24 protein-coding genes and 1 pseudogene are annotated in these 16944 nt (G+C 46.7%); 21 read left to right on the top strand and 4 right to left on the bottom strand.

What is annotated here, in order from left to right; translation table 11 throughout:
* On the top strand, positions 1 to 221 hold a 221-nt coding region (locus tag F566_RS37240; protein ID WP_026179689.1), incomplete at its 5' end, for a hypothetical protein.
* Here the strand turns inward: F566_RS37240 and F566_RS0102100 are convergent.
* Complete coding sequence (locus F566_RS0102100) at positions 213 to 962, bottom strand: anti-sigma factor (RefSeq protein WP_020405325.1); 750 nt, start codon at positions 960 to 962, stop codon at positions 213 to 215. The genes F566_RS37240 and F566_RS0102100 overlap by 9 nt on opposite strands.
* The gene (locus F566_RS0102095; RefSeq protein ID WP_020405324.1) at positions 947 to 1513 is read right to left on the bottom strand and encodes an RNA polymerase sigma factor; all 567 of its coding nucleotides are present in this window, start codon (positions 1511 to 1513) and stop codon (positions 947 to 949) included. Before F566_RS0102095 ends, F566_RS0102100 begins: the two co-directional genes overlap by 16 nt.
* A gap of 643 nt (positions 1514 to 2156) precedes the next feature.
* Here F566_RS0102095 and F566_RS36695 point away from each other — a divergent pair.
* From F566_RS36695 to sctL, 10 genes are all read left to right on the top strand, one after another.
* Positions 2157 to 3086, top strand: a complete 930-nt coding sequence (locus F566_RS36695) for a secretin N-terminal domain-containing protein (RefSeq protein WP_026179688.1) — start codon at positions 2157 to 2159, stop codon at positions 3084 to 3086.
* The gene (sctC, locus tag F566_RS31635) at positions 2980 to 3945 is read left to right on the top strand and encodes a type III secretion system outer membrane ring subunit SctC (protein ID WP_157496570.1); all 966 of its coding nucleotides are present in this window, start codon (positions 2980 to 2982) and stop codon (positions 3943 to 3945) included. The genes F566_RS36695 and sctC overlap by 107 nt, the downstream gene beginning before the upstream one ends.
* A gap of 178 nt (positions 3946 to 4123) precedes the next feature.
* Positions 4124 to 5452, top strand: coding sequence for a type III secretion system inner membrane ring subunit SctD (gene sctD / locus F566_RS0102080; RefSeq protein ID WP_020405322.1), 1329 nt, complete (start codon positions 4124 to 4126; stop codon positions 5450 to 5452).
* 82 nt (positions 5453 to 5534) lie between these two features.
* Positions 5535 to 5741, top strand: a complete 207-nt coding sequence (locus tag F566_RS0102075; protein ID WP_020405321.1) for a hypothetical protein — start codon at positions 5535 to 5537, stop codon at positions 5739 to 5741.
* Entirely contained in the window at positions 5725 to 5949 is a 225-nt protein-coding gene (locus tag F566_RS0102070; RefSeq protein ID WP_020405320.1) for an EscF/YscF/HrpA family type III secretion system needle major subunit, read from the top strand. The genes F566_RS0102075 and F566_RS0102070 overlap by 17 nt, the downstream gene beginning before the upstream one ends.
* The gene (locus F566_RS0102065; RefSeq protein ID WP_020405319.1) at positions 5946 to 6332 is read left to right on the top strand and encodes a hypothetical protein; all 387 of its coding nucleotides are present in this window, start codon (positions 5946 to 5948) and stop codon (positions 6330 to 6332) included. Before F566_RS0102070 ends, F566_RS0102065 begins: the two co-directional genes overlap by 4 nt.
* A 3-nt stretch (positions 6333 to 6335) precedes the next feature.
* The gene (gene sctI / locus F566_RS0102060) at positions 6336 to 6749 is read left to right on the top strand and encodes a type III secretion system inner rod subunit SctI (protein WP_020405318.1); all 414 of its coding nucleotides are present in this window, start codon (positions 6336 to 6338) and stop codon (positions 6747 to 6749) included.
* Between the two features lie 2 nt (positions 6750 to 6751).
* Positions 6752 to 7543, top strand: coding sequence for a type III secretion system inner membrane ring lipoprotein SctJ (gene sctJ, locus F566_RS0102055; protein ID WP_020405317.1), 792 nt, complete (start codon positions 6752 to 6754; stop codon positions 7541 to 7543).
* Complete coding sequence (locus F566_RS0102050) at positions 7530 to 8378, top strand: SctK family type III secretion system sorting platform protein (RefSeq protein WP_020405316.1); 849 nt, start codon at positions 7530 to 7532, stop codon at positions 8376 to 8378. The genes sctJ and F566_RS0102050 overlap by 14 nt, the downstream gene beginning before the upstream one ends.
* Positions 8357 to 8986 (top strand): type III secretion system stator protein SctL, encoded by a 630-nt coding sequence (sctL, locus tag F566_RS0102045; RefSeq protein WP_020405315.1) that lies wholly within the window; start codon positions 8357 to 8359, stop codon positions 8984 to 8986. The genes F566_RS0102050 and sctL overlap by 22 nt, the downstream gene beginning before the upstream one ends.
* Before the next feature lie 82 nt (positions 8987 to 9068).
* Here sctL and F566_RS0102040 read toward each other — a convergent pair whose 3' ends face one another.
* Complete coding sequence (locus tag F566_RS0102040; RefSeq protein ID WP_157496568.1) at positions 9069 to 9956, bottom strand: LysR family transcriptional regulator; 888 nt, start codon at positions 9954 to 9956, stop codon at positions 9069 to 9071.
* 106 nt (positions 9957 to 10062) lie between these two features.
* Between F566_RS0102040 and F566_RS35120 the strand changes: the two genes are divergently transcribed.
* The 9 genes from F566_RS35120 to F566_RS0101995 all read left to right on the top strand — a co-directional run bounded on the left by F566_RS35120 (position 10063) and on the right by F566_RS0101995 (position 16324).
* Positions 10063 to 10545, top strand: coding sequence for an SRPBCC family protein (locus tag F566_RS35120; protein ID WP_020405313.1), 483 nt, complete (start codon positions 10063 to 10065; stop codon positions 10543 to 10545).
* Positions 10546 to 10616: 71 nt separating this feature from the next.
* Positions 10617 to 11321, top strand: coding sequence for a tetratricopeptide repeat protein (locus tag F566_RS0102030; RefSeq protein WP_020405312.1), 705 nt, complete (start codon positions 10617 to 10619; stop codon positions 11319 to 11321).
* A 130-nt stretch (positions 11322 to 11451) separates the two neighbouring features.
* On the top strand, positions 11452 to 12024 hold the full coding sequence (locus F566_RS31625) for a hypothetical protein (protein ID WP_020405311.1): 573 nt from the start codon (positions 11452 to 11454) through the stop codon (positions 12022 to 12024).
* 168 nt (positions 12025 to 12192) lie between these two features.
* Positions 12193 to 13041 carry a hypothetical protein gene (locus F566_RS0102020; RefSeq protein ID WP_020405310.1) on the top strand — a complete coding sequence of 283 codons (849 nt, stop codon included), beginning with the start codon at positions 12193 to 12195 and terminating at the stop codon, positions 13039 to 13041.
* Positions 13038 to 13517, top strand: a complete 480-nt coding sequence (locus F566_RS0102015) for a pilin (RefSeq protein ID WP_020405309.1) — start codon at positions 13038 to 13040, stop codon at positions 13515 to 13517. The genes F566_RS0102020 and F566_RS0102015 overlap by 4 nt, the downstream gene beginning before the upstream one ends.
* A 46-nt stretch (positions 13518 to 13563) precedes the next feature.
* A complete protein-coding gene (locus tag F566_RS0102010; protein ID WP_020405308.1) occupies positions 13564 to 14055 on the top strand; it encodes a hypothetical protein in 492 nt (163 codons plus the stop codon).
* A 65-nt stretch (positions 14056 to 14120) separates the two neighbouring features.
* Positions 14121 to 14705 (top strand): hypothetical protein, encoded by a 585-nt coding sequence (locus F566_RS0102005; RefSeq protein WP_157496566.1) that lies wholly within the window; start codon positions 14121 to 14123, stop codon positions 14703 to 14705.
* Between the two features lie 186 nt (positions 14706 to 14891).
* Positions 14892 to 15662: a hypothetical protein gene (locus F566_RS0102000; protein ID WP_020405306.1), complete on the top strand. Its 771-nt coding sequence runs from the start codon at positions 14892 to 14894 to the stop codon at positions 15660 to 15662.
* A gap of 98 nt (positions 15663 to 15760) precedes the next feature.
* On the top strand, positions 15761 to 16324 hold the full coding sequence (locus F566_RS0101995; protein ID WP_020405305.1) for a carboxymuconolactone decarboxylase family protein: 564 nt from the start codon (positions 15761 to 15763) through the stop codon (positions 16322 to 16324).
* Between the two features lie 92 nt (positions 16325 to 16416).
* Here the strand turns inward: F566_RS0101995 and F566_RS38110 are convergent.
* Positions 16417 to 16599, bottom strand: a pseudogene (locus F566_RS38110) (IS30 family transposase); the annotation flags it as partial.
* A 162-nt stretch (positions 16600 to 16761) separates the two neighbouring features.
* Here F566_RS38110 and F566_RS0101990 point away from each other — a divergent pair.
* Positions 16762 to 16944: transposase (locus tag F566_RS0101990; RefSeq protein WP_020405105.1), on the top strand; the 183-nt coding region annotated here is incomplete at its 3' end.

The raw sequence follows: 16944 nt of genomic DNA, 5'->3' as shown, positions 1-16944 counted from the left end.
AGATCCAAAATGGCCGGAAAAACACTCTGAATATTCGGCCATATATCGTCGAGAGTTTGAATTACCTCAGAACCTTGGGGTTATTCAGACTCTCCCTAGCTCAAGGTAGAGGGGAGAGACTAAGGCATCAGCAAAGTGATGATGCCTATAGGCGGAAGCATCTGGCAGAGGAAACATGGCGTGAATTGGACGTGTGGCTTAAGGTGAAGACTTCAACCTGAGCGGCTTTGCCAATCTTCCACTTTGACACAGAGCCCTTTGGCCACCAGCAGTGTGCTAGGAGTGCCAGTGATAGAGCCGCCGGTCTTTTCCACGGACACAATCAAATGCTCTGCTGATTGTATTAAACCCCATTCGGCTTTACTGAGGTTTCTCTCGGTATGACCTTTAAGTTCAACCACTCCCAGACTCCTGATGCTACCGTCCTCCCGCGACACCGCCCATAGCTGGAGTGTAGAACTCTGAGGCACCTGTGGCTTCTTCAGAATGTCGAGGGATAATAATCTATCGGTCTTTTTCAGAGTGACAACCATGACGGCATCTTCCTGATTGTTTTCCATGACCGCAACATAGTTGATGCTCGGGGCGGCTTCTGTCTCTATCGTGGAAAAGTTGGTGAAGGATAGTATTCCCACAACTAAGGCTACGGAAATCGCCGCCGCTGATAGAAATCGATAGAATCTCAGCTGGCTTAGGAGTTTCACAACGATTTGATCTGAAGCACCATTGATCCTATTGACGATCCTAGTCCAGGTGGAACGCTTGGGGGCGACTTCGACCGTACCTTTGTGTAGTGGCTGAAACTTTTCCTCCCAAAAGTGAACTCGCCTTGCAATATCCTGATTGACACGCATGATCTTTTCAAATCGGTCGCGCGCTTTCCCACGCATTGTTCCAATCACATAGTTTGACGCTAACCGGTCCTGAACTTCCGGATTCTGGTATCTTAGTGACCCAGGCATTTTGCTAACCTCCCCAGACCCCGCTTAAGCCAGACCTTAACCGTATTAATCGGTTTTTCGATATGAATAGCGATGTCCTCACGGCTATAGCCATAATAATAGGCCATTAAAATGGCATTGCGATTCAACACCTCCAACGCTTGCAGGCAACGATGCAAGCGGACGTTGTTGTCGCTGTTTAATATGTCGCTCAATGGCGAACCACGCAGGTTGTCCTGGAACAGGCGCTGAACCTCTTCATGCTGCTCGCGACGTTTTTGTTCACGGTTTTCAGACTTTAGTTTGTCCAATGATCTATAGCGGATCAGGGAAGACATCCAGGTCATTGGCTCGCTGACATCACGCCGATATTCACCGGCTTTCTCCCATATCTGCAGGAAGGTCTCCTGCAACACATCATTGGAAAGGTCATTGTCGTGGACAATCATCATGGCCACTCCATTGAGTTTGGGGGCAACCAGCCTATACAGTTGCTCTAGGGCTTTTTGGTCTTTCAATGCAATGCGGGCGAGCAGTTTTTCCAATACATCCGGATCGAAACTATTTTTCATGGCAGCCTTAAACCGTCCTCTGTCTACAAAAAATAAAACAGAGGCAATTTCCCTAGTTTAGTCATTTGGGCGACATCATCAGGTAACTCCAAAAGTAATGCAATTGCAGCAGGGGGGAAGTCTGAACCAACTTTTCAGCATGTCGAGTGCGTCACCATTTCTCACGTTATGCAAGGTTTGGAGAGGACTTATATTCTCGTTGATGGTGCCGGCCCTGCTGATGAGTGAGGTGCCAATAAGTGCAAGAATGACGGCGGTTGCCAATAAAGTCTGCGTTAAATTCATATGGAGATCCTGTGCATGGTTTCCTATCTATGTGTGTCATTGTTGTGTGGTGCCAATTGTTATCACATATGCAGCGTCTGTATTTAGGTCACCCTCAATTGCGACACTCTCATTTACGACACTTTCATTTACGACACATGGAGCGAAAAAGTTACATCCTGTTAGAAAAAATATTCGCATTAGTATCGCGTCCAATTTTCAGGGTATTAGGAAACAAACCTGCTCATTCACAAATACATCGATAGGCCGATACTCCCAGTCTGTCTTCAGTCCTAATCTGGTCTCAGATTTTTATTTGTCGTTAACCATCATTATTAACCGGTAGGCTGTAGTGCCTTCGCAGACCATGGGAAAGATTATGAGGTTGGTTCTGTCATTGATCATTTCGATAGCTCTATTGTCAGCCACTCAGGCGTGGGCTGGCGGGTGGCCCTGGGCTAAGCTCAGTTATGCCCATTATGCGGAAAATGAGCCTATTCGTGAGTTGTTACAGCAGTTTGCCTCTGCCATCAATACGCCCATTGTGATCAGTGAAGATGTGCAGGGAGTGGTTAACGGGAACTTTGAAGAGGCACTGGCAAAAGACTTTATCGATCAATTGGCAAAAATGCACAGTCTCCTGTGGTATTACGACGGCCAGGTACTCTACGTCTATGACACCAGTGAAGTAGAGACCGATTTAATTCATCTTCAGGATGTGTCATCCCGCAGGTTGGTTAACACATTGACGGACCTGGGAGTGCTGGATTGGCGTTTCACCCTGCGAGCCATTCCCGGAGAGGGGATTGTGATGGTTTCAGGTCCGCCCCGGTATACGCAGCTTGTCGGAGAAGTCGCTGAAATACTGTTATCTGGACAACAGCGCCAAGCCCATGGCGGCGATAAATTCATCGTAAAGGTGTTTGAACTCAAGCATGCCTGGGCGGATGACCGTACGATGGTGGTTGATGGTCAAAGAATACCTTTAACCGGCGTGGCATCTTCTCTGCAGGCCGTATTGGGACGTCAGATTCCGGAAAAAACCACCACAACGATTGCTTCCAGGACGGTACCCAAGCTCAAAGGGCAGGGGCTGGCAAAAGGGCGATATGGGGCAGAGGAATCCGGGCAGGGAGATAGTGCGCTCATCGCGCCGCAGGTTAGAGGGGCAATATGGAGGGCAAGGCTCTACGGGCTATGTTGTGGCAAACGAACGCCTGAACGCGGTCATTGTGCACGACCGCCAGTCAATGATGCCGTTGTACCAGGAACTAATAGATTCATTGGACCAGCCCAGAAGCCAGATTGAAATTGAGGTCTCGATTATTGATGTGAGTACAGATCGCCTGGATGAAATGGGCTTTGAATGGCAAATCAACGGCAGTAATGGCAGTTTCACTAACGCGGATTTTTCCCAGGGCGCCCTGCCTCGTGATACCAATGAACTGTCGGTCGTGCTCGGGGACGGAGCCAACTTTTCTACACTGTTAACCAATACCCAGGATCTTTTCCTATCCCGAATCAGAGCTTTGTCCGAAGAGGGAGATGCCAGTGTCCTGTCGCAGCCGACCATTCTGACACTGGATAACATTGAAGCGGTTGTCGATCACAGCACCACTTTTTTTGTGCGCTTGGTGGGTGACCGGGAGGTGGATCTCTTTCCCGTGTCAGTGGGGTCAGTGGTCAGAGTAACGCCTCATATCGTTGAAGATGAAACGCAGAACAAGATCCACCTGGACATCAATATCGAGGATGGTCAGCAGACCGGGCAGGCAGTAGACGAAATTCCCGCGATCAGCAAAAGCGTGATCAGTACTGAAGCCCTGATTAATGACAAGGGCAGTCTTTTGGTAGGTGGCTACTACTTTAATCAGGATTCCAACTCCTCCAGTAAAATTCCTGTACTGGGTGATATTCCGCTTCTGGGAAGGCTGTTCCGAACCGACGGCAGTCAGTTTCAGAAGCGAGCCAGGCTGTTTTTGATTTCCCCCAGAATCGTGAGCACAGACAGCCCTGAGCTCAAAAACCGTTCTGAGCCAGAGCGCCGTCGCCTCGAATCAGAATACCGTAGCCGTCTTGAGACTTTAATGGAGGATTATCAGGCAAAAAAGTCTTTCACTCCCGCCATGAGTTGCGGGAGACCCCCCACTAGACCGAGCCGGAATTAGACCGGTGGATATATGGTTTCAGGCTCACTCCCAGGGCATCGTTAAATAGTACCAGGCATTGTTGAACAGTGGACCTTACTGATAAGCAGGCCATTTGGGTTTACAGATCAACAGGGACTCGCCAATCAGATGCTTTCAGAATCACGTTATTACTTACTAACCGGGCAAGCATAAAGCAATGAACAGTGTGCAATGGATGATCAAACTGCTCTCTGGGCCTCATGCAGGTGCGGAAATGCATCTCGAGAATCGTACCTATCGGGTCGGCCAGTCGGAAGCTTGCGATATCGTGTTACACGATAAATTGTTGCCCGACGAAGCATTCTCGCTGGTAGTGAATGGTGACAGTATTCAGCTGGATTGTCAGGGAGACTCGTTAGCGCTTTCCCTGAACGGACAACCCGTACAAGAAGCCCCCCTGAATGTTGAGGCATATCAGGTTTACTCGCTGGGGCTGCTGGAGTTCTGCTTTGGCCCTTCTAATGAAGTATGGCCAGTGATTGTCACGGCAGAACAATCCAGGAAAGAAGCGTCAAGCCCAAGTCGGTTAGAAGCATCATTTGAGAACGCTGAAACTGACATGGCCGCGACGAGAAATGGACGTCGTGCCGCCTTGACTGGCAGCTCGAAAGTACTCCTGAATCTCTCCATTTTCCTGTTTTTTGTTATGTGCGGGGTCGTTTTCAATAGCCGTCAACTGGACGCGGGTGTTGTTTCTCCTGAGCCGTCATTGGAACTCGCGGGCATCGTGACAGGGGAATGGAATTTCACGGAGCTGGCAGTTAACCAGAAAGCTCTGCGCGATGGAGCGGAGACCTGGCTGATCAGTGGGTATGTTCGAACATCTGCCGATGAAGCCAATCTCAAACAACGACCGCAGGCTCTCAGCATCGTCTATGAACTGGACATTCGGGTCATGGAACAGGTCAGGCGCTCCACGGAGACTCTCCTGAAACAATTTGAGCTGGCCCATTTGGTCGTGGACATCGGCGACCAACCCGGGGCACTGATCATCAGCGGGGTTGAACAGAATACGGATAAATGGCTTCGCCTGAAGCCCATATTATTGGCTGATATCCCAGGGCTTACCATGATCCAGGACAGAGTGGAAAAGCCAGAAAACCGCCTGAGTCTCCTCAAACAGTGGATTCTGGAGGAAGGCATGGACAAAGAAATTCTGGTGAATGCACAGGACGGACGTCTATCGATCATCTCGGATATCCAACTGGAAGCCTCCGAAGGCTGGCACCGCATCAGGAAAAAGTTCCGTGACTACTTTGGCAGTTCTCTGGATCTTGCCGTGATGTCCGGTACCAGGCCCTCCATCCATATACGGAGTGTCAGTTTGGGGGCTGTCCCTTATCTGGTGCTGGCGGATGGCCGTCGTTATGGATTGGGGGCGAATGTCAGAGACGGGTACTTTCTGAATCAGATTAGCAAAGAAGCGGTCGTTCTGAAGCGCGGCGAAGAACTGATCAAATATCGAGTCGGTTCAGGTGCGAAGTAACTCGTGTCGGTGCGCACTAGCCTCTACCAGGCATGAGCAACCCATAAAAGGTTACCTCTTAAATACAACGAGGAACACGTAGATGAGCAGAAGTTTTCAGGATAGAACACCTCAGGAGTGGCTTCAGCTGCTGGAGGCATATCAGCAGCAGTTGAAAGCGCGACTGAAGACAGGATGCCAACCGTCAGAATATTACTTGCTGGCGGATCTGGATGCCGCGGTGGATCTGGTGATCCGCCGCTTTCATAACGTCAATAATGGAGGAAACTATCATGGCGTTCAATTTTGATGCAATCAACGATGCAATGGGACAGCAAGTGACTTTGAAAGAAGAGGAATTGAGGTCCTTCTCCAACAATATGGATCCCAACAACTCGACTGATCTCATCAAGTTTCAACAGATGATTCAGGAGTGGGGGCTGATCACGAACCTGCAAAGTACCACGATTAAGTCGCTCAAGGACACGATTGCCAGCATTGTCCAGAAAATGCAATGAGCAAGATGATGGGGACAGATATCCAGAGCCTTGTCATCAAAAAAATGGCCCAGGAAGCCTTTAACATGGTTTTCGAAGGTCAAATTGATGAGGCTCGTAAAGTTTTCTCGGCGGTTAATCAGGTAAGTCCTGGCAACCGCCCCTCAGCCCTGGGGTTAGCTTTGGTTGACTTGGTTCAGATGCAGCAGGCGGGCATTCCGGATGATTCTGTTCGTTGTCATTATCAGGATCCGGTGATGTCCTGCTTTCAGGGCCTGGTCTGGTTGCAGGAAGGTCGGACGACAGAAGCGAGAGCACTCCTGGAAGCCGCCATCCTGGCCGAGGATGCTGCCTCTGCTGAGCTTGCGAGTGACATCATAAAGTATGAAATAGAAGGTAGATAACACATGGACCCAGTCAATATTCAGTACAGTCTCAACATTGCCAATTCCGACAAGATCGCCGCTACTGATCAGGTGGCAGACCCAGGAATGGTCGAATATTTTCAGCAGAACCTCCAGGGTCACCCGGCCGGATCTTATGATCAGTCTGCCAGTGGAGTATCGCCGATTCAGGGAACGGATCAAGCAGTTGGTACTTTAGGAGATAAGATCCTTCGCGGGCTGCAGAGCGTGAAATCAGGTTATGACAACCAAGTGGGGGCGGTTCAGGAATCTCTGGAAAGTACTGATCCTCTGAATATCAACGACATGATGGCGTTTCAACTGGATCTCGCCAAGCTGACATTGCAAGGCGAGTTGATCAATAAAACGGTCAGTAAGAGTACCCAGAATCTGGATGCCCTGCTTAAGAGTCAGTAGCCATGAAGATGATGCCAATTTCCTCACGTTATATCGCCACACCGGTTCGTTTGATTTGCCTTCTGCTCGTTATCGTTCTGGCGGGGTGTAAGGAAGAGCTCTATTCCGGATTGACCGAGAAAGAAGGCAACGAAATGCTTTCCATTCTGCTGGAGGAAGGCATCCAGGTTGAAAAGATGACCGGACAGAAGGGCCAGCTTGTGACGCTGATGGTGGAGGGAGAGGAGCTTTCCCGGGCGATTCGTCTGCTCAAGAGTCAGGGCTATCCAAGGGATGACTTTGCCAGTGTCGGAGAACTATTCAAGAAAGATGGTTTGATCTCATCGCCACTGGAGGAACGAGCTCGCTATATCTACGGCTTGTCCCAGGAAATTGCCGCCACACTGTCGCAGTTGGATGGCGTGATTACCGCAAGAGTCCACGTCGTGATGCCCGAGATGGAAAATAAAAAAGTCCCACTGAAAGTGTCATCAGCGTCAGTCTTTATCAAGCATGCCAGTTCTGTGAATATCGATGATTTCGTTCCCCAGATCAAAATGCTGGTGAATAACAGCATTGAGGGGCTCAGCTACGACAACATATCGGTAGCGCTGTTTCCGACACAGGCAGCGCCGGTACAGTCCGGGCAGTCGATGGAAAGTTTGTTTTCCATCAATGTGGCGGCGAATTCGGTGAGTCGATTTTATGGTTTTCTTGCCTTTGGCATCTTGATTCTTCTCGGGGCGATGGCAGGTAACGTCTTCCTCTATTTGCGTATGAAGAAGAGCAGGGGAACACAACTTGTCACTTCATAACGAACTTCTGACTCAGGTGGTCCGATTCAATTGGCTGCCGGCAAGTTATGTTGATGCGAGTTGGTTGTCACAGTGGTTGTTGCCTGAACAAATGATGGCTATTCGTTCCAATACGGATGCAACAAGATCATTGAACCGGTTTCTACTGGAATACCCGGAGCCACTGGAAATTGTGCCGACAGAGACATTTTCGGACCCTGTACTGCAGTTAATGTTGAAACCTGTTGAGAGCGTACATCATCTGGTCAGGCTGGCAGGTCTGGCGTTAAACTACCAGAGGATCAAACAGGTCATTTGTAGACAGCAACAAAAATTGCTGAAGGATGTCATCGGTGAGGCTGGCTACCGATTCGCGTTGGAGCGAGCGCCATTGATGGTGGGGTCTCTTGAAATGTACCTGGATCCGAAAACATGGATTGATAGCCGCTCTTTATCTAATCGCTCTTCATTTAACCACTCTTCTTCCAGTCACTCTTCGTCTAGTCATTATTCATCTAGTCATTATTCATCTAGTCACTCTTCGTCTAGCCACCAAGCAACCTCCGCGGTCACTGAAAAAGAGAGCATGACGGATCGGATTTTGGAGCCGGTCATGGCATCGGGCTTAACCCTGATGGCCCTTGTCACATCCCACATGCCGGAACCTGCAAGACAGCGGCTGCAATATTTTTTCTCTGTAGAACAGGCGCAGACGGTTCAGCGATGCTGGGAAGCAGGAGCTGAACTCTATGTTAAAGAACCCAACACAGTGGCTGAAGTGCAGGGCAAAGCTCGCGGGCTTTTATTTAAAATTGCACAGGAGATCGATACTCAATGGAAACCCTTTTCAGTGTAATCAAACGCCTTCCAACAGCAGGTGTTGTGCCTGACTCTGCCATCCTCAAAGCGTCAGAATATCAGTCTCTGCATGAGGCAGAAACATTGCTGGAAGCAGCTCAAAAGGAGGCTGAGGATATCCTGGCCAATGCAAAGTATGGTGCCGAAGCAGAGCTTGAAAAAGGCTATAGAGATGGGCTCGCGCTTGCCAGACAGGAAAGCGCTGAACGGCTCATTACCACCAAGATCCGGGCCAATCAAATGATGCAGATGGCCGAAACGGACCTGATTAATCTGGTCAAGCTCAGCATTGAAAAACTATTCGGAGAGCTGGACGATAGCAGCAAGATTGTGCGGCTGATTCAGTCAGGACTTAGCTCAATGCGAAACGATTACCGCGTGTTGATCCGAGTATCTCCCGAGATGGAAGCGAGAGTTCGAAGTGACATACCTGAAGTGGTCAACAAGCTCCCCGGTATTGAATATTTCGAGGTTGTTGCAGATACCCGGATTCCCCGAGACACCTACATCCTCGAAGGCGATGCCGGCATTATCAAAGGATCGATTTCAGAGCAGTTTGACCGGCTGAATGAGCTGGTGGAATCTGCTTTGGCTGAGCCACAGTGAAGGGGTGAGTTCTGCGATGTTTCCCGACAGTTCGGGCTTATTCTTCCATCGGATAACGAGGCGCTAAGAGCAGATTGCCATTTCAGGCGCCATATTTATCAATGATGAAGTTTTTGAAGGCTTCCAGGTGAGCTGATTGATATTGCGTTTTACGGTAGACCAGATGGAACTTTTTTGATGGCAGTCTGTGTTTGGGAAAGAGTTCCAAAACCGTGCCGTTCTCCAATAGATCAGATAGGCTGTCCTTAAGGTGAAACCCTAGACACGCTCCTCTGGAAGCCATATCCAGTATTGCATTGACGTCGTCCATGCGATGGTGGATTTTATTGGTATAGTCGAACTTGTGTTTTTTCAGCCATCGTCTCACTTCAGAAGAGAGATTCTCCAAGGGAGGGAAAGCAACCCGGTGCGAATTCAAGTCAGAGAATCGCTTGGGCAAACCTTTTTTCTCAACATACGCGGGGGTTACGTAAAATATTGGCCTGACTTCCCCCAGTTCCCGTGCGATCAATCGTGTGCTGTCCGAGACAGTACCCATACGAAATGCAAAATCTATGTCCAATGCGTTAAAGCTTTCAACGTTCTCAGTGAAACGTAAGTCATATCGCGTGTGAGGATACAGTTCGGCAAACTCATTCAAATAATCAGTAAGCCGCGACCCAACAAGAGAATTCGACAGCGTTATTCTGATTTCACCTGAGATCTCGACCCGACCCATCAGGATTTGGTTTTCGGCATCTCTGATGTTTTTCAGAATCAAGACGCTTGATTGATAAAACTGCTTACCATGGGATGTTGTTACCATTCTTTTATTGGAACGATCAAACAGCTGAACACCAAGGCTGGACTCAAGATTAGCCAGTTGCTTACTAATCGCTGAGGGCGTGCGGTTAAGGCTCTCCGCGGCCAGGCTGATACTTCCTGTTTTAACGATCGCTACGAAGGCTTCGTATTGGGAAAATTTCGACATTTTGTTTTCCAGTTTGGAAATATGATCAGCAGTATAATTCAATTTTATTCTTCATATGAGCCTCCTACACTGCAGCTGTCTTTTAATGCTTAATCTGGATGTTAAAATGATCCTGCTGGCAGAAAAATCGATGGTACTTGAGCAATCCAAAGAAGTGATTTTTTCCTATCTGACTAACATGGAGAACTATGGGGCATGGTTCCCGGGGGTTGTTTCTATTCAATCTGCTAACGACTTGCCTCACGGCACTATAGGTAAAAAGTATAGGGAAGCCCTGATATTGCCTGAAGGCGAAACAAGTCTGGTCATTGAGGTAAAGGAAAGTAAGGAAAATCAAAAGTTTTATACGGAAGGCGATTTGGACCCGCTGTTCCTCGCGATGCTGATGGAGTTCAACTCTATCACACCGGCAAAAACAAATTTCAGCCTGAAATATTTCTCCAGAAACCCCGATATTGATCCAGAAGGGCAGATGGTCGCGGTTCTTAAGCAAAATTTGTCAGAGCGAATCGAAGTTGCTGAGCACAACTTAGTGGAACGATTTCATTCGAGAGAGTGTTATATTGATGCTCCCCTGGAACGTTGTTAGATATTTTCGAGCCTGCTTGCAGCAGGCTGACATGGAGATTATTGGTTGTATAGATAATGATTAGAAACAGAATGTTGTGTGTTTGGGCTTGTATTGTGATTTGTCTATTGTCAGCCTCCACCATGGCCCTTGAAGGGACTGAAACAGTCTCGACGACTTTCGAATCTTTGGCTGATCCTGCTGAAGGAAACCAGTACCGAAAGGATGTCATGAATGCATGGCAGCTTATTCATGAGGGTCACTATTCAAAAGCCTTTTCTGTTGCTGATGAGGTGATATCGCAGTTTGAGGGTATTTTTGATCATACTGCCCGACAATTCGCTTTTAAGTCTGATGTGGAGTTTGAAGAGTTTATAGCTCGCGATGATAAACCCGCTCAGAGAATCGATTGGTCTTACATAGAAGCTCTTCAGATCAAGGCGTACATATACTCTTCAAATCGCTACTTTGAAATGGCTTTGGCTGAACTGGAGACGATTGACCACATAGCTCCGATATCCGCTGCCACCAAAATCGAGAAAGCATATATCTTGGGCCAACTGAATGAGCTTTCGTCGGCTTATGACACATACCGAGGTGCTCTGAAGCTTGCCGATAGATTTTCAAGCCAATCCATTTATAAGGCCGCCGCCCTGCGCGGAATAGGATTTATTCTGATCGAAATGGATAAGCTAGAGGAAGCAGAAGAGGCTCTTCAGAAGTCGTTAATAATTGAGCCTGACAATGATGTTGCGCTTAACGAGCTGGCCTATATTCAGCAGCTTCGTGGCTTGTAAAAAACTATTAGATCAATGACCAGCAGGACAAAGTGTCTGAAGTTATTCTCGAGTTGTTGCCTAGTGTACTATGTAGGTTCTAACGAATGAGTTCAGGAACGGTAGTGGCGAAAATGGTGCACTAAAAAACATGAAGGAACATCACCTAAAACACAAGTTTGAGGCAGAGGCGAAGCGAATACTTGAATCCAGTCATGACCTGACAATGGCAAACAACCTTTTTAGGGCGTATTACGATTCAATGTTGAGCTTTATTCCCTGTGGCGTGCCTTTTCAGGTAGAAATTATTGATACAGAAAGCATTCGTTATAGTGTGTACTACCAAAGTTGCCCGTCCATGTCAGAACAAGCCCTAATGATCACCAATGTTGGCTATGATGCTTATTTATGGATGGAAGATGGTGGATGGGTACTTGATGACGACTACTACAGTACTGTTGAAATCGCCAAAGCGCTTGCCGAAACACCGCTACTTAATAAGATTCCAGAGAACATCCGTGAGCTAAAGAAGTTATTAGACGATGGTTACTGGGTGTTTAGTCCAGAGCAGTTCCCAAAGTTTAATGATCAACCTCCCTGTGACACTACAGAGGTTTTATCCTGGGACGATAACTACATATTAACCGGGACCAAGTCTGAGAACATGGCAATAATGACTCGTAACGACTGGGATAAGCTTTGTGATAGAGAAGCGAACTGGTAACCCGGTGATACCCATTAATATCGTCATAAGCTGAGATTTCTGCAATGATTCAGATAATGAAAATATTCTTTTAGTATATAAAGCGGCCACTCAAGGAAGGTTGAAACAATGCTATGCGGCTTATAATTGACGTTAATATTCACAGCGAAATCGAGGAAGCACCTACCTATGTCATGGGAAAGATTTGAATATATTTGTAGGAAAGCTAGCGTTGAGTGCCAGAATCAGCAATCTATTTCCGCATGTCTGTCGAGAGTAGAAAGTGATAGATCATGTGCCTTTTACGGAGAAGAGATTGCTAAAAACTCCTGGCAAAGAAAGTTATTGGATCAGATTAGCTCCATGGAAAACATAAGTGAAGCCAGGGAAGCGTTAGAAATCTATAAAAACCTGAACCTTTCCAGCCGTTTCGAAGAGCCGATAGGGTTTAAACGGGTAGTTGCCTATCTGGGTTATGTGACGCTCATGTTTTACATTGTGGTGGGAATTTATCGAATTAAAGTAGCCCCTTCATTCCTGGAAGTCTTTGACAATTTTGGTTATCCAGTCCCTGGTTATTTGGTAATTTACCAGGACTATTTTGGATATTTAGTTTTTAGCATATCAGCCATGCTGATCGGGGCATTAATTATCAGCCTGCATATAAAAAAGCTATTTAATTATAGGATTGTTGGGGAGAGTAGTTTTGTACTAAGGTTTTTGGTACTGCGCCGTATTCGCCAAGCTTATTTTCGAGTGATTGAAATATTAGAGTTCCCCTCTCGTCACGTGAAAGATGGTGAAAGCCTAAGCGGGGATTCTATTAGTTATCATCTGGATTCAGTGCGTAAATCAAATATGGATGTTTCGATTGAACTACAGAAGCTGCTGGAAATTGAGATGAGATCTTTGACAGCTAATTGTGAAAAGGAAATGAAGATAATCTCTGTGTCAGTGGCGTTGATCATTATTTTGGGCATCCTCTTTTTCTTAATCAGTGCCTATTCACCTATTTTCTTCCTGGGAGAAACTGTATGAAAAATATTAGAGGATTTACCTTAATTGAGTTAATGGTTGTCGTTGCAATCATTGGCATTCTAGCTTCTGTTGCGCTGCCTGCTTATCAGGTTTACATACAAAGAAGCGAGATGGTCGAGGCTCTAGGCATGGCAAGTACGATAAGAGAGAATGTTACTAACTACTATGTAGAGAAGCTTGAATTTCCGTCAGATAATCAAATGGCTGGTGTTCCAGAGCCTAACTTCCTAATTGGAAATCGGATCACCGGTGTTGTCATTGAATCTGGCGCTATCCACGTTACGATGGGGAATAAGGCATCTAAGCCACTTCAGGGAAAGATACTGTCATTCAGGCCTGCTGTTGTTACAGGCAGCCCCAAAAGCCCTATCGCCTGGTTATGCGGTTACGATGAGCCGGTGACTGGAATGCAAGCTATTGGCAGCAATCGAACAGATGTGGAAAAAGAGTTTTTGCCGGCTGCTTGTCGTGGATAAAGTATCATCAAAATTTATCCTTATGACTGCTTAGGAGTCACTCCTGGTGAATTGGGAAACACTGCAACACGCATATGGAAATGCATCGGATATTCCAGGTCTTTTGGCCCCTCTTAGGGAATATCCTAAATGCGAAGACTATGAAGATGAGCCGTTTTTTTCGCTTTGGAGCCGTTTATGCCACCAGGGTGATGTGTATTCAGCCTCATATGCTGCCGTTATCCAGATCGTATCAGCACTCGTAAGTGATCCGGAAAAAGCTGACTTCAATTATTTTTTACTTCCTATATGCATTGAAATATCAAGGTTAAAAGGGAACGGTCCTGATATCCCCAAAGAAATTGAATCCGAGTACCATTCATCTGTCGATCAACTGGTAGAAGTTGCAGCAAAGGTGGAGATGGCTGATGAGTTAACCGCTCGGGTTTTATCAGCCGCTCTGGCTGTTCGTCATGGTCAGGTGCAGCTGGCAGAAGCTATCCTGGAGCTGTCGCCTGACGTGCTGGCAGACTTTCACGAATGGATTCAGGAGCGGTAGTCGTGAAATTTGCATGAAGGTGATCGGCTCCCTTTCTCTGATATCGCTTTTCCTGATAAATCTCATTGTCAAAGCTCGGCTTTTACCCTGCAGCTGCGGCGGATAATAAAATTCAACTTGGAATAGATATGATTTTCGATTTAGACAATAGTAACACAATCATTATCATCATGATTGTGTTACTGATTTTGATCAGTTATGCCCTTCAAATCTCTATTAGTAAGCAAACTGGTATCCAAGATAAAATTGAATTAATACCTGCAGATACCTCGATCAGACAAGCAGTTCAGACGGTATTGGGGCAGTTGTTTTTTGCTGGCATTATCGTAGGTACTTCACTATATGCTGGCGGTATCTATTTTGAAATATTTGCAGGCGGTTACCTGTTAGCCCTATCGGTTGGCGTCATGCTGAGCATTCAATTATTACTCTATTTTCGTGCCCTGTCACTTGAATCGTCCGCGGAAGGAAAGATCAAATTTAGTACTGAGTTTGGGTATAAAAACATGGCTCATCGACTATTCAGTGCAGGACTCTTATTGGCTTTTTTGTATGCTTTATTCGGTGACCTTCCGTATCTTGGCGGAGTACTTTTTACTTGGTCAACAGCTTCTGGCTATGTTCGAAGGGCGAGTAAATTAGAGTGTTAGAAGCAAATCAGTAACTTGAAATTACCTCAGTAAACGAAAACAGGTATGAGACAACATCACCTAAAACACAAGTTTGAGGCAAAGGCGAAGCGAATACTTAAGTCCACTCACGACCTGACAATGGCAAACAGCCTTTTTAGGGCGGAAACTTAGGTGGGTGTCCCAAACCCCTCAAAGGGAGTATCGATGGATACATGGATTGAAATGACCTCAACAATGGAAAAAGACATCAATGAGACAATTGATGCCTGTTATCCTTATGACTGGGAAGAAAACCACATCACAAGATCGATACTGGCAGCAATACGATCTACCTTTTCTAGTCGCCGATATTTACGTGGTGTTGAGAACGTCGCTGTAAGCTTTGAGAGCTACAAGCTAGATGGCAAATATGAAACTTACTTTGGCGATATTGTTTTTCTGATACAGATAGCGCGCAAAGGTGAGAAGCCAATAGTCGGTGCCGCCTTTTTGGAAGCCAAGCGTCGCGACCTGAAATCAATCCGCTACTCTGAGATTAAAGTTCCGCAGGCACGGCGAATCCTGCGTGTGGCTCCGCGAGCTTTTTACATTCTTTATGACTATGAGTTCACGACTCGTTTCGTGACACAGGAGGGCTATTCTCCTTGGACAAGTCCAAGAAGCCCGATGATTGCGCGAGGGGTCGAGTACGCGCCGGTTGCTCGTGTTCTAGCCACTCCAATCAATGCAGCTTTGGCAAGTGGGAGTAAGGATATTAGACTGTACAATCAGGCTCTACCCTTCACCGCGCAGTTCATGTCGCGCTATCTGTGTGGATTGGATTTAGAGTATGAGCCAGAGGCGTTGGCGGTTGCAGCTGGATGGAGAGAAAAGAAAGGATTGCCTAAACGAATAGTGCGCGTTGATGTATATGAGGGACATGAGCCGCCTGAACCGGTCAAAGTAAATGATATTCTCTACCGCCAGGAGGGCTGAAAAAAGATATAACAATCGGCTGCACGGCGACCGGTTTTCCGCTGCTGCGCAGCTAAAAACCGGCGCGTTAGGCTTGTGAACCCGGAGAAGGAAGCAAAGTGCGAGTTACTGTAAAAAAATTAAACGAATACCCATGGTTTATACGCCCTTTCTTTTGGAATCAAAAAAGAAAATATGGGGCAGTCCTTCAACCTGCCTTGCTATGGGCAAGAGTTCCAAAGTTGTTTGTATCAGTAGCCACGCTTTATGGCGCTCTGGACAGGAAAAACTCACCGTTAGATCCTGTGCTACGTTCATTGGTTACAGTAAGAGTATCCCAAATTAATTGGTGCCATTTCTGCGTTGATATAAATTCTGCTACTTTTGCTAAGCGAGCAGGTACATTAGAAAAAGTAGAGAAGCTAGAGAAGTGGAAAGAAAGCGATCTCTATGACGAGAAGGAAAAAGTAGTTCTTGAATACACCGAGGCTGTTACATATTCCAATCAACAGGTAACAGACGAATTAATTAGGCGGTTAAAGATATTCTTTGATGATGACGGCATTGTGGAATTAACTGGACTTATAGCTTTTCAGAACTTATCTAGCAAATTTAATAGTGCTCTAGATGTACCTGCTCAAGGTTTTTGTAAGCTTCCATATAAAAATGTCGATGACAACTAAGCTTAACAATCACATTAAGTTTGTTCCCTATAGTCGCCGGACCTCGTTGACACTCGGACGCTTATATCGACGTTAAATTTCACGAGGTGAATTCATCCAATAATCGCAACACTCACCCAATCCAGCCATATCGATTTCTGTCCCAAAAATACCTCTGCTGGTGTTCTGTCGTTTAAACTTTTTCGTGGTCGATGATTAAGTCAATTTGCCACCTTCTGCACCTCCTGATCTGTCACATGTCTAAAGTCTGTTTTCTTCGGGAAATACTGTCGGAGCGCGTCGTAGGCATAGTGAGAGTATCACCTGAGCGGGGGATATCTGATCGGTTCAATCATCGATGCAGCGGGTTATTGAATCGTAAGCGTCCGGTAACCCCATCTTGAGCGCGCTACCAACTGACTGGATAGTGTCCACTTATTTTTTAGTGGACACTTGTTATGATTGTCATAAGCGCACCTCGCTCCTCCAGAAAACGTCGCCAATATTCCGCAGAATTTAAAGCTAAGATTATTGCTGCCTGCCAACAGCCGGGGGTCTCTGTTTCTGCCATCGCTCTGGATAACGGGCTCAATGCCAATCTGGTTCGACGCTGGATCAGCGACGCGAAGAAACTCGGCTCT

Origin of the sequence: Hahella ganghwensis DSM 17046 (assembly GCF_000376785.1) — a bacterium.
GTDB lineage: Bacteria > Pseudomonadota > Gammaproteobacteria > Pseudomonadales > Oleiphilaceae > Hahella > Hahella ganghwensis.
Note: the sequence above shows the minus strand (reverse complement) of the source record. Positions and strands in the feature narration are given on the sequence as shown.

Coding starts and splice junctions, on each gene's coding strand:
- F566_RS0102100 (WP_020405325.1), bottom strand. CDS start 962: ATGCCTGGGTCACTAAGATACCAGAATCCGGAAGTTCAGGACCGGTTA.
- F566_RS0102095 (WP_020405324.1), bottom strand. CDS start 1,513: ATGAAAAATAGTTTCGATCCGGATGTATTGGAAAAACTGCTCGCCCGC.
- F566_RS36695 (WP_026179688.1), top strand. CDS start 2,157: ATGAGGTTGGTTCTGTCATTGATCATTTCGATAGCTCTATTGTCAGCC.
- sctD (WP_020405322.1), top strand. CDS start 4,124: ATGAACAGTGTGCAATGGATGATCAAACTGCTCTCTGGGCCTCATGCA.
- F566_RS0102075 (WP_020405321.1), top strand. CDS start 5,535: ATGAGCAGAAGTTTTCAGGATAGAACACCTCAGGAGTGGCTTCAGCTG.
- F566_RS0102070 (WP_020405320.1), top strand. CDS start 5,725: ATGGCGTTCAATTTTGATGCAATCAACGATGCAATGGGACAGCAAGTG.
- F566_RS0102065 (WP_020405319.1), top strand. CDS start 5,946: ATGAGCAAGATGATGGGGACAGATATCCAGAGCCTTGTCATCAAAAAA.
- sctI (WP_020405318.1), top strand. CDS start 6,336: ATGGACCCAGTCAATATTCAGTACAGTCTCAACATTGCCAATTCCGAC.
- sctJ (WP_020405317.1), top strand. CDS start 6,752: ATGAAGATGATGCCAATTTCCTCACGTTATATCGCCACACCGGTTCGT.
- sctL (WP_020405315.1), top strand. CDS start 8,357: ATGGAAACCCTTTTCAGTGTAATCAAACGCCTTCCAACAGCAGGTGTT.
- F566_RS0102040 (WP_157496568.1), bottom strand. CDS start 9,956: ATGTCGAAATTTTCCCAATACGAAGCCTTCGTAGCGATCGTTAAAACA.
- F566_RS35120 (WP_020405313.1), top strand. CDS start 10,063: ATGATCCTGCTGGCAGAAAAATCGATGGTACTTGAGCAATCCAAAGAA.
- F566_RS0102030 (WP_020405312.1), top strand. CDS start 10,617: ATGTTGTGTGTTTGGGCTTGTATTGTGATTTGTCTATTGTCAGCCTCC.
- F566_RS31625 (WP_020405311.1), top strand. CDS start 11,452: ATGAAGGAACATCACCTAAAACACAAGTTTGAGGCAGAGGCGAAGCGA.
- F566_RS0102020 (WP_020405310.1), top strand. CDS start 12,193: ATGTCATGGGAAAGATTTGAATATATTTGTAGGAAAGCTAGCGTTGAG.
- F566_RS0102015 (WP_020405309.1), top strand. CDS start 13,038: ATGAAAAATATTAGAGGATTTACCTTAATTGAGTTAATGGTTGTCGTT.
- F566_RS0102000 (WP_020405306.1), top strand. CDS start 14,892: ATGGATACATGGATTGAAATGACCTCAACAATGGAAAAAGACATCAAT.